The sequence below is a fragment of the Marinobacter sp. VGCF2001 genome (genome assembly GCF_049943275.1).
Lineage (GTDB): Bacteria > Pseudomonadota > Gammaproteobacteria > Pseudomonadales > Oleiphilaceae > Marinobacter.
On sequence record NZ_JBNFVX010000011.1, the window covers coordinates 111,910 to 122,696 of the forward strand.

10 protein-coding genes are annotated in these 10,787 nt (G+C 58.9%); 2 read left to right on the forward strand and 8 right to left on the reverse strand.

The annotated features are described in order from the left end of the window. Nucleotides 1–75: 75 nt before the first annotated feature. Entirely contained in the window at nucleotides 76–711 is a 636-nt protein-coding gene (locus ACP2AU_RS11900) for an endonuclease (RefSeq protein WP_426376416.1), read from the forward strand. A gap of 209 nt (nucleotides 712–920) precedes the next feature. On the opposite strand, the gene ACP2AU_RS11905 is transcribed toward ACP2AU_RS11900, so the two are convergent. The 8 genes from ACP2AU_RS11905 to bioB form a co-directional block, all read right to left on the reverse strand. Further along, nucleotides 921–2,711: an acyl-CoA dehydrogenase C-terminal domain-containing protein gene (locus ACP2AU_RS11905; RefSeq protein WP_426376417.1), complete on the reverse strand. Its 1,791-nt coding sequence runs from the start codon at nucleotides 2,709–2,711 to the stop codon at nucleotides 921–923. Nucleotides 2,712–2,931: 220 nt separating this feature from the next. Beyond that, nucleotides 2,932–4,731: an acyl-CoA dehydrogenase C-terminal domain-containing protein gene (locus ACP2AU_RS11910; protein WP_426376418.1), complete on the reverse strand. Its 1,800-nt coding sequence runs from the start codon at nucleotides 4,729–4,731 to the stop codon at nucleotides 2,932–2,934. A gap of 255 nt (nucleotides 4,732–4,986) precedes the next feature. Continuing rightward, the gene (locus tag ACP2AU_RS11915) at nucleotides 4,987–5,643 is read right to left on the reverse strand and encodes a putative metalloprotease CJM1_0395 family protein (protein WP_426376419.1); all 657 of its coding nucleotides are present in this window, start codon (nucleotides 5,641–5,643) and stop codon (nucleotides 4,987–4,989) included. A 65-nt stretch (nucleotides 5,644–5,708) separates the two neighbouring features. Further along, nucleotides 5,709–5,954 carry a flagellar basal body rod C-terminal domain-containing protein gene (locus ACP2AU_RS11920; protein WP_426376420.1) on the reverse strand — a complete coding sequence of 82 codons (246 nt, stop codon included), beginning with the start codon at nucleotides 5,952–5,954 and terminating at the stop codon, nucleotides 5,709–5,711. A gap of 50 nt (nucleotides 5,955–6,004) precedes the next feature. Further along, on the reverse strand, nucleotides 6,005–6,709 hold the full coding sequence (gene bioD, locus ACP2AU_RS11925; protein ID WP_426376421.1) for a dethiobiotin synthase: 705 nt from the start codon (nucleotides 6,707–6,709) through the stop codon (nucleotides 6,005–6,007). 154 nt (nucleotides 6,710–6,863) lie between these two features. Further along, nucleotides 6,864–7,682, reverse strand: a complete 819-nt coding sequence (gene bioC / locus ACP2AU_RS11930) for a malonyl-ACP O-methyltransferase BioC (protein WP_426376422.1) — start codon at nucleotides 7,680–7,682, stop codon at nucleotides 6,864–6,866. Further along, nucleotides 7,679–8,863 (reverse strand): 8-amino-7-oxononanoate synthase, encoded by a 1,185-nt coding sequence (gene bioF, locus ACP2AU_RS11935; protein ID WP_426376423.1) that lies wholly within the window; start codon nucleotides 8,861–8,863, stop codon nucleotides 7,679–7,681. Before bioF ends, bioC begins: the two co-directional genes overlap by 4 nt. A 37-nt stretch (nucleotides 8,864–8,900) precedes the next feature. Next, nucleotides 8,901–9,959: a biotin synthase BioB gene (bioB, locus tag ACP2AU_RS11940; RefSeq protein WP_426376424.1), complete on the reverse strand. Its 1,059-nt coding sequence runs from the start codon at nucleotides 9,957–9,959 to the stop codon at nucleotides 8,901–8,903. 189 nt (nucleotides 9,960–10,148) lie between these two features. On the opposite strand from bioB, the gene ACP2AU_RS11945 reads away from it, so the two are divergent. Continuing rightward, nucleotides 10,149–10,739, forward strand: a complete 591-nt coding sequence (locus ACP2AU_RS11945) for a ComF family protein (protein ID WP_426376425.1) — start codon at nucleotides 10,149–10,151, stop codon at nucleotides 10,737–10,739. Nucleotides 10,740–10,787: the final 48 nt, after the last annotated feature.

The following is a 10,787-nucleotide window of genomic DNA, read 5'->3' on the forward strand; positions in this document are numbered from 1 at the left end:
ACTGTTCATTTTGCCATCAACCAGCCGTCTGGCTGGCCACGGCGTATGGCCTGTGCTGTGAGGTATAACGGTCCCATGAAAAAAACAATTGCACTCTCGACTGCTCTGACTTTCGCTCTTGCCACCAGCCTGGTGGTAGCCCAGAACACACGCTTCAGCGATCCTCAAACCGTCATTGACAACGAATTCTGGGGTAACCTCTACTCCGAGGGCGGCTCTTCGTTCTTCTGCAACGCGCCGTTTACCGGCAAAGGGTTCGTGATGACCGACGGTTACGTCTATCCACTGGCAGACATCCGCACCGCCCTGGATTGTGGGACCACATCCCAGTGCCGGCAGGATAACCGCTACCGGCAGATCACCTCCGACCTCCACAACATGGTGCCGGTGAGAACCCGCGTGGAAATGCGGCGACGGAATGCCCGTTATGAAAACCTCAGCGACACGACGGGCGCCGATGATTGCGGGATCCGTGAAAGCGCACAGTTTTTTGAGCCGCCCGAGCAGGTCAAGGGCGACATCTCGCGGACCATGGCGTATATGGTGGACACTTATGATCTGCCCTGGCTGGGCGCAACACCGGTGTTCAAAGGCTGGAGCAAGCTGGATCCCCCGGATGACCGGGAATTGAGCCGGCATAAGCGGATTGCCGAAATTCAGGGCAATGAGAATCCGTTTGTGACGAATCCGGGGCTGATAGAACGGCTTTGATATTTATTCTCACGCGAATGGTGATGGCGCAGCTCTGGGGCTTCTTCCAAAACACGCTGTAAATACATCCCTGTACGCTCTGTTCCGCCATCCATGGCTCCACAAGGTTTTGGAAGAAGCCCCAGAGCCGCGCCCCAAACGCTGGATTTAGAAACAAAAAAGCAGGCCATCACAGGGCCTGCTTTTTCGTTCCGGCTTCGGAAATCCGATCAGATTTCGTTGGCTGCTGGCGCCATCATAGCACTGCTGCCACTACGGATACCCTCAGCCAGCGATACCGCCTTGGGCAGGAGCCGATCGAAGTAGAAGCGCGCCGCCTTGACCTTGCCGGTGTAGAAGCCAGAGGTGTCACCCTCAGCCTTCGGCGCGGCCGCCTTGACCACTTTTGCCCACATATAGGCCAGCGCGGTATAGCCGAACATATCGAGGTAATCGACCGCGGCAGCGCCAATGGCCTCAGGGCTTTCAGAGGCTTGATTGACCACGTGCTCGGTCACATCCGACAGACGCTCCAGGGAGGCCGCCAGCGGCTCAAGGTAGGGACGCAGAGCCTCGTCGCTGCTATTTGCCTCGATAAACGCGGCAACGTCCTGAGCGAACAGTTCATACAGCTTGCCCTGGCTACCAACCACCTTACGACCCATCAGGTCCATGGCCTGAATACCGTTGGTACCTTCGTAAATCTGGGTAATACGGCAGTCACGCACCAGTTGCTCCTGGCCCCACTCACGAATGAAGCCGTGACCACCAAAGACCTGCTGGCCAATGATGGTGGTCTCGAGACCGCGATCGGTCAGGAAGGCCTTGGCCACCGGAGTCAGCAAAGCCACCATGCCCTCGGCGTGCTTGCGCTGCTCGTCGTCTTCTGAGTACTTGGAGATATCCAGCCACTGGGCCACGTAGGTGGAAAAAGCACGACCGCCTTCTACATAGCCCTTCATGGTCATCAGCATACGGCGGACATCCGGGTGCACCAGAATCGGGTCAGCGGCTTTTTCAGGCTGCTGGGCACCGGTAGGTGCACGGCTCTGAATGCGCTCATTGGCGTATTCACGGGCGCTCTGCAACGACGCCTCGGCAGCGCCAATGCCCTGAATGCCCACACCCAGGCGCTCATAGTTCATCATGGTGAACATCGCCGCCAGGCCCTTGTTCTCTTCACCGACCAGCCAGCCTTTGGCACCATCGAAGTTCATCACGCAGGTGGCGGAACCCTTGATGCCCATCTTCTTCTCGATGGAGCCGCAGCTGAACTGATTGCGCTCACCCAGAGAACCATCATCGTTCACCATGAATTTTGGCACCAGGAACAGGGAGATGCCCTTGGGCCCCTTCGGAGCGTCCGGCAGCTTGGCCAACACGAGGTGGATGATATTCTCCGCCATGTCGTGCTCACCCCAGGTGATGAAGATCTTGGTGCCGGTGAGGTTGAAGGACCCGTCGTCGTTCGGCTGGGCTTTGGTACGGATGATACCCAGATCGGTACCGGCATGGGGCTCGGTCAGGTCCATGGCGCCGGACCATACACCGGAGTACATATTCGGAAGGTACTTTTCCTTCAGCTCCTGGCTGCCGTGGGCATCCAGAGCCAGGCAGGCGCCTGCGGTCAGCATGGGGGCCAGGCCAAACGCCATGTTGGCGCCCTGCATCATTTCTTCAAACTGGGCAACCAGGGTCTTGGGCATACCCATGCCGCCAAAATCGGGATTGCCGCCCAGACCGTTCCAGCCGCCTTCCACGATGGTCTGGTAGGCTTCTTTAAATCCTTCTGGCGTGGAAACTTCGCCTTCGCTCCACTTACAGCCCTGCTCATCGGCTTCACGGTTCAGGGGCGCCAACACGCCGCTGGTGATTTTGCCGGCTTCTTCCAGAATAGCGTCAGCGGTGTCGGGATCTACGTTCTCTGCAACCTTGGGCAGCGAAGCCCACAGGGAGGGGGCGTCAAAGACTTCGTTCAGAACGAAACGCATGTCACGAAGGGGTGCCTGATAATCAGCCATGTATAACTCTCCAAAAATTCAGTCGGTACTCGGGCAGCCGGGTTGACACCTCTTCTACTGGAGGCCGGAACCCGCCCGTTCGGCTATGTGTCCGAAATAAGCTTGTTATTCTGTGGGGCACATTCTACCTCAAAATGCGCCCGCAACTCATGAAAAAAGCCCGCCCTCCTGAACGGAGCACGGGCTTTTTCTATGCGGTCAACCAGATAGCATCTCCGCCTTAGAGGGCGAAAGCTTCTTCCGGAATATCCAGCAGGCTGTCCGCACCGGCCAGCATGGTTTCTGCGTGGGTACGGGTGCGCGGCAGCAGACGCTTGAAGTAGAAGCGCGCGGACTGCACTTTGGTGTTGTAGAACATCTCTTCAGTGGTGCCGTCCGCCATCTTGTCCAGAGCTACCTTGGCCATACGGGCCCACAGGTAAGCGAACACGGCGTAACCGGAGTACATCAGGTAGTCCACCGCAGCAGCACCCACTTCTTCCCGGTTCTTCATGGCGGTCATGCCAACCTTCATGGTCAGGTCGCCCCACTCCTTGTTGATCGCAGCCAGCGGCTCGATGAACTCTTTGAGCTGTTCGTTGTCTGCGTTTTCCTTACAGAACTTGTGCACTTCCTTGGTGAAGACTTTCAGGGCTTCGCCCTGTGTCATCAGTACCTTACGACCCAGCAGGTCAAGCGCCTGGATACCGGTGGTGCCTTCATAGATCATGCCGATGCGGGCGTCACGAACGTTCTGCTCCATACCCCATTCGGTGATGAATCCGTGGCCACCGAATACCTGCATACCCAGGTTGGCTGCTTCGTAACCGATTTCGGTCAGGAATGCTTTGGCGATCGGCGTCAGGAAGCCCAGCAGTGCGTCAGCGTGCTTGCGCTCTTCCTCGGTCTTGCCGGAGTGCACCACGTCCACTTGCTGGCCAGCCAGGTAGATCAGTGCCCGTGCGCCTTCTGCAACCACTTTCTGGGTCAGCAGCATACGACGAACATCGGGGTGAACGATGATTGGGTCAGCGATGCCGTCCGGGTTCTTCGGGCCACTCAGGGAGCGCATGGCCAGACGATCCTTGGCATAGGCCAGGGATCCCTGGAAGCCCAGCTCAGAGGCACCCAGCCCCTGAATAGCAGTACCGATACGGGCAGTGTTCATGAAGGTGAACATACAGTTCAGGCCTTTGTTTTCCGGCCCGATCAACCAACCCTTGGCGCCATCGAAGTTCATGACGCAAGTGGCGTTGCCGTGGATGCCCATCTTGTGCTCCAGGGAGCCACAGGAAACCGCGTTACGATCGCCGGCAGAGCCATCTTCATTCGGCAGCTGCTTGGGCACGATAAACAGGGAGATGCCCTTGGTGCCTTCCGGCGCGCCTGGCAAACGGGCCAGTACGATGTGAACAATGTTCTCGGCCATGTCGTGCTCACCGGCAGAGATAAAGATCTTGGTGCCGGTAATGCTGTAAGTGCCGTCTGCGTTCGGCTCGGCCTTGGTGCGCAGGGTGCCCAGGTCTGAACCACAGTGCGGCTCGGTCAGGCACATGGTGCCAGTCCACTCACCGCTGATCAGTTTGGTCAGGTAGGTTTGCTTCTGCTCTTCAGTACCGTGCTCTTCGATGGTGTTGGTGGCACCGTGGCTCAGGCCGGGATACATACCCCAGGACCAGTTGCACGTGCCCACCATTTCGCTGATCACCAGGCCAATAGAGTGCGGCAGGCCCTGGCCACCGTAGTTGGGATCGGCAGTCATGGACGGCCAGCCGCCTTCAACGTACTGCTGGTAAGCTTCTTTAAAGCCAGTCGGCGTTTTCACGCCATCTTCGCTCCAGGTACAGCCTTCCTGGTCGCCCACCTGGTTCAGCGGAGAGAGTACCTGCTCACAGAACTTAGCACCTTCCTGGATAATGGCATCCACCATATCCGGAGTCGCATCTTCGGCACCTTCCAGATTGGCGTAATGCTGCTCGCTTTCCAGCAGCTCGTTCATTACGAATTTAATGTCACGCAGGGGCGCTTTGTATTCAGGCATGGAATCCACCTCGGTTCTCTGGCTCGGCTGAAAAGGATTTACAGCTTCTGGCCTTGGGTTTGCTCAGACACCGTGACGCACCGCATCACAGCCTTAATTAAACACTTGTTTGAAACATACGTTTTGAGGCACAGAATTGTCAATAGCCCCGAACAAAATTTGTGTTGGTTTTGTGTTCGATCAATCGTTTGAAAATACCGCACCAGAACTGGAGCCGCCCCGGAACCCGGGGTCAGACAGAAGCCCGTGAAGGAATCAGGCGAATACGGAGGTAACAGAACTCGAGAAGCTTGAATCGCCACTCATGGTGGAAACATTGCGGTAACTTTCTTCCGCCTCACGGGACCGGGCACTGCGCCCTTCGTCATCCTCTGACCGTACAGAGGGCTCAGCGTTCTCGGATTCGCTCTCGCCCAACGCCAATTCCGACTGTGCCTGCAGCATAGTCTGCATGGCCTGGGCTGCTACAGCTCTGTCCTGACCCGAAGGCTGGGCCGGAGCCATGGCTGCGGAGCGGACGACCCGCATTTTTTCAATGGTGGCCTGGGGGTCACCGGCCACCGGCGAGACATCAATGGGGACTTCCCCACCCACGGCGTACTGGGCGCCGTCCGGCCCGCGCTGGTAAGTCAGGGAAATGGCACCGGCATACTGGCCACCGACGGCTTGGTGGGCAGCCTCGTGAGCTCTGACCTCGCGATCCCGTGCTTTAAGCTCCGTCAGCTGCTTGAGTTCTTGCTCGGTCAGGCCCTGGGGATTATCCCGACCGTCTTCGCGAATCTCATCCGGCGCTCCGGACTTTCGGCCCTCAGCGGATTGCTCCACAGGTCTGGACGCTGGCGCGGTGTCGCCACTGGCGGGCTTTTCCCCTCGCGCAGCGGGTGTTCCACCACCGGTTCCCGGCGGTGCCATGACTCCGGATACTGACGTGGGGAAAGAAGGAGCTATTGACGTTAGAGCGTTCACTGACACCTGACTCAGGCACGAAGATCCAGAAGCGTACCCAGGGTTTCATCGGCAGTTTTGACTACCTGCGCCGAGGCCTGGACGCTACGCTCATAGAGCTGAAGATCGATCATCGGTTCAGCCAGGTTCCCGGCCCCCTCAACAGATCCCTGAGGGCCATCAGCACCGCCTCTGGCAATTTGCCGAGCGGCGTTTTCCATACCCATCATGCCGCCCTGGACACCCTGAATCCCGATAGCAAGTGTGTTGTTGATCATGATGAGTCACCTCGTGACGGAACGTTAACCAGATTAACGCATATTCCTGGTTAATTTTCAATCAACGGCGTGATATTCAGGTACCGGGACAGAATGGAGGGCATCTGGTCGATATCCGTATTTTCAAGCCAGGGCAGAATGCCCAGGCACGGTGCCCGCAGATGGGTGGAGAGATAGTTCAGGGTGTCTTGTTCGCAACTCATTATCTGTTCTTCAGGGTGATTACCCACCCACCCGGCAACCTCCAGCCCGTCTGCGCGAATGGCTTCGGCGCTGAGCATGGCGTGGTTGATGCAGCCGAGCTTGAGCGGCACCACAAGAATCACCGGCACGTTCAGCTCGCCGGGAACGGCGGCGTAGGTTTCCCGGGAATTCAGCGGAACCCGCCAGCCGCCGGCACCTTCGATCAGCAGGAGATCGGCCGGGCGGATTTGCATTCCCCGGCAGAAGCCGACAATCCGTTGAGCACTCACCTGCTTTCCGGCCTGCTCTGCCGCCACATGAGGCGCAATGGCCGGCTCCAGAGCAATCGGGTTGATGGTGTCGTAGGGCAGAGTTTCGGTCATGGAGGCCTGCAACATCAACGCGTCTTCATTGCGCAGGCCCTCCGGGGTGTGGTCGCAGCCTGAAGCGATGGGCTTCATGGCCAGGGTTCGCTTGCCAGCGGCTTTGGCGGCCTCGAGAATGGCTGCGGAGACGATGGTTTTGCCGACACCGGTGTCGGTGCCTGTCACGAAATAGGTGTGTTTGGCCATTATTTTTCCTGTGGTTGGTGCAAGGCGAGGGTGGAGAATCCCTTTTCAGGACACGCTACAAGCACATCCATGTGCGCTTGTTTCGGGCCATCCCTGGCCCTCACCAGTCCTGAAAAGGGATTCTCCACCCTCGCCCCTAACCTTGTCCGGGCATTCACTTTCGCCAATAAAGCCATCCTGCCAAATAACTTGCTGACACCAGGCTATCCGCGCCCGTCGGATAGGCGCGACACATAGCCCGAAAACGCCCCGGCGCCGTCACCGTCCGCCGGCGCTCTTCGCCTTTAAACACCGCACCAAGTTCTTTCAATTCACGATTGAGATGCATGGGCGACTGGTACGGCAGGGAAATGGTTTCAGCGGCCTGTTTCGCGTTTGGCAGAACCGCCTCAACAAGGGCTTGCCATTGCGCTTGGGGAGCAAACCGGTTTACGTGGGCCTGCCCCGGATCGGCTTCGGCCCAGGCCTGTTTCAGTTCGGACAAGGTGCCGTCCAGCAGTGTTGAAATGGCCAGCCGTCCGCCGGGCCTGAGGATTCTCCGGCATTCCCGGAGGATCAGCTCCGGCCGGGCGCTCCACTGAATCATCAGGTTACTGAAGATCAGGTCAACGCTGTTATCCGCCAGCGGAAGCTGCTCGGCATCCGCGTGCAGCCAATAGATCGAAGCCGGGCTTCGGTTGGCAGCCTCAGCCAGCATACCAGGTGAAAGATCGGCGCCGGTGACCGACGAGTTCGGGTATTGCTCCGCTAACTTGCGGCTAAACCAGCCGGTTCCGCAGCCCAGGTCAAGAATCGATTCCGGCACCGGGCCGCTCGCGAGCTCTGCAAGCATGGCATCGCCCATGATTTTCTGCAGCCGTGATGCGCCTTCGTAGGTGGCGCTGGCGCCCCCGAAGCCCCGTGCGATGGACTGCTTGCTTCCAGTGCCGCCGTCAACAGGGGCCGCTGGCTCTATACGCGTGTATATGGTCATAGCGCTGGCTCCCGGGCCACGGCATCGTTCAGGATGGAGCGGCTTTTGGTAAGGGCCTGCAGCAAACGGTCGACGTCCGCTTCCGTGTGGGCAGCGCTGAACGTGACTCGCAAGCGGGCCTCGCCCTCCGGCACCGTGGGTGGCCGGATGGCCGTCACCAGCAAGCCCTCGTCTTCCAGGGCTTGGCTGAGCGCCAGTGCAGCCCAGTTATCTCCGATCATGATGGGCTGGATGGGCGTTCGGGATGGCATCAATTCATAACCCGAATCCCGAGCACCGGCCCTGAACCGGTGGATGAGTGCGTCGAGGTGGGCCCGCCGCTCATCCGCCATTTCAACAACATCCAGGCTGGCACAAGTTGCCGCGGCCAGTGCCGGCGGCATGGCTGTGGTGTAGATATAGGTCCGGGCCTTTTGTACCAGATAGTCGATCAGCACCTCCGGTCCGGCCACAAACGCACCGGAAGTCCCCACGCCTTTGCCCAGGGTGCCGATCAAAACCGGCACATCTTCCTGGGACAACCCGGCTTCCAGCACGCTGCCTCCGCCGTGCGGCCCGAGCACACCAACGCCATGGGCATCGTCCACTACCAGAAGCGCGTCGTGATCCTTGCAAACGCGAGCCAGCTCCTTGAGTGGCGCAATATCCCCATCCATGCTGAACACGCCGTCGGTCACCACCAGTTTGTGGCCCGAGGTTTCTGCGAGCATGGCTTCCAGTGCAACAACATCACCATGAGCATAGCGGCGCACGCGGGCACGGCTGAGAATGCAGCCATCGATAATCGAAGCGTGATTCAGGCGATCCGAAAAGATGGTATCGCCACGTCCCGCCAGTGCAGAAATGACACCCATGTTTGCCATGTACCCGGTGGAAAAGAACAGTGCCGCACTCCGCTGGGTGAACGCTGCCAGCCTCTGCTCAAGGCGATGATGGGCCTCATGGTGGCCGCACACCAGATGCGAAGCAGCTCCACCCAGGCCCACCTCCGGCAGCGCCTGCTCCAGCGCCCGAATGTTCTCCCCCTGACTGGCCAGGCCCAGATAATCGTTACTGCAGTACGACAACAACGACCGGCCATCCGCCGTCAGCCTCGGCTGCTGCGGACCGGCAATAAGGCGGCGGGTTCTGTACAACCCGGCCTGCTTACGTTGTTCTATCTCTTTGGCGAAATCACGCATGGGCAAGCAGGCCCCAACCTTCACCTTGCACCACGAATCAGGCTGATTCGCGGGTCGCGTCATAAAACATATGCCGGGTAGCCTCGTACTCCACCGCCTCGGCAATCGCCTCTTCCTCCTGCACCTCGGTGGCACACTGCTCCCGCTGTTCAGGCCGGATACCCAGCTTACGGAACAGCTGCATATCTGCGTCTGCCTCCGGGTTCGAGGTGGTCAGCAACTTCTCACCGTAGAAAATGGAGTTGGCGCCGGCCATGAAACAGAGCGCCTGCATCTGTTCGCTCATCTGCTCACGGCCCGCCGACAGGCGTACGTGGGATTCCGGCATCATGATCCTGGCTACCGCGATGATGCGCACAAAATCAAACGGGTCCAGATCCTCCACATCTTCCAGCGGCGTGCCCTTAACCTTAACCAGCATATTCACCGGCACACTTTCAGGGTGTTGCGGCAAGTTCGCCAGTTGAACCAACAAACCCATGCGGTCGTCTTCGTCTTCACCCATACCCATGATGCCGCCACAGCACACCTTCATTCCCACCTTGCGCACGTTATCCAGGGTATCCAGGCGGTCCTGATAGGTCCGCGTGGTAATAATGTGGTTATAGAACTTCTCGGAGGTGTCCAGATTATGGTTGTAGTAATCCAGACCGGCGTCCGCCAGCTCCCGCGCTTCCTCTTCTTTCAGCATACCCAGGGTCATGCAGGTTTCCAGGCCCAGGGATTTCACCTGCCGGACCATGTCCAGTACATACGGCATATCTTTCTTCGAAGGGCTGCGCCAAGCGGCACCCATGCAGAACCGTGACGCGCCCTTCTCCCTGGCAACCCGGGCCTCCGCGACCACCTTTTCGATTTCCAGCAGCTTTTCCTTCTCCAGCCCGGTGTTGTAATGCCCGCTCTGGGGGCAATACTTGCAGTCTTCGGGGCAGGCACCGGTCTTGATGGAAAGCAGGGTGCTGACCTGAACCTCATTGGGGTCGAAATGTTCCCGATGAACACTCTGGGCACGGAACAGAAGATCGTTGAATGGCAGATTGAACAGCTCGCGAGCTTCCTGAAGCGTCCAGTCGTGGCGGGTTGCGGTAGCAGTCATGTCAGAGTCCTGTTAACCTTTCCGGCATTATTGGTTTACGGATAAACCGCGATGATAAACGGACTGACGTTGCTGTCAACCTTGGCGCGACCAAAGGTTAACAGCGTAAGCTATGCCGGACGCTGCGTTGCTTGTCTCGCAGACCACGCACCAAACGGTCTTTGCCAACCCTGCCACGACGACCTTCCGGTGAACCGCTGGCACTGTCGGGTTTGTGCTCTGCCACTGGCCTTCCCGGCGCCGGCTGGGCGTTGCGGTGAATGTCTTGCATCTCCCCCCGCTTACAACCGGTCACTCATTCCCTGGCGCTACCAGTTTCCTGTTGACGGCATGATCGGGCGTTACAAATACAACGGCCAGCACAAGTTTGCCCGGCCGCTGCTGGCGGGCCTTGCCGACTACATAGACGCCCAATTGGCGATCAACCACCGGCCCGACCTCCTGGTTCCTGCACCAATGCACTGGATGCGACGCTGGCAACGCGGATTCAATCAGGCCCAGGATATTGCGGAAGTGGTGGGCAGGCGGCTGGATTTGCCCGTGAATGCACATCTGGTGAAACGAACCCGGCGCGTGCGCTCACAACGAACACTGGACAGGGCCCATCGGCTTGCCAACCTTCAGAATCTGTTCCGGGTGACCGGACCGGTACCGCCGCACATCGCCATTGTCGACGACGTGGTGACCACCGGCGCAACAGCCCGTGCGCTGGCTTCGGTACTGGCGGACGCCGGTGCCCGTGAGATCCAGATCTGGGCCCTGGCGCGCACGCCCGGCTGATCAGCCGGAGAGCTTTGCAATCACATGATCCGCGAGGGCCAGACACGA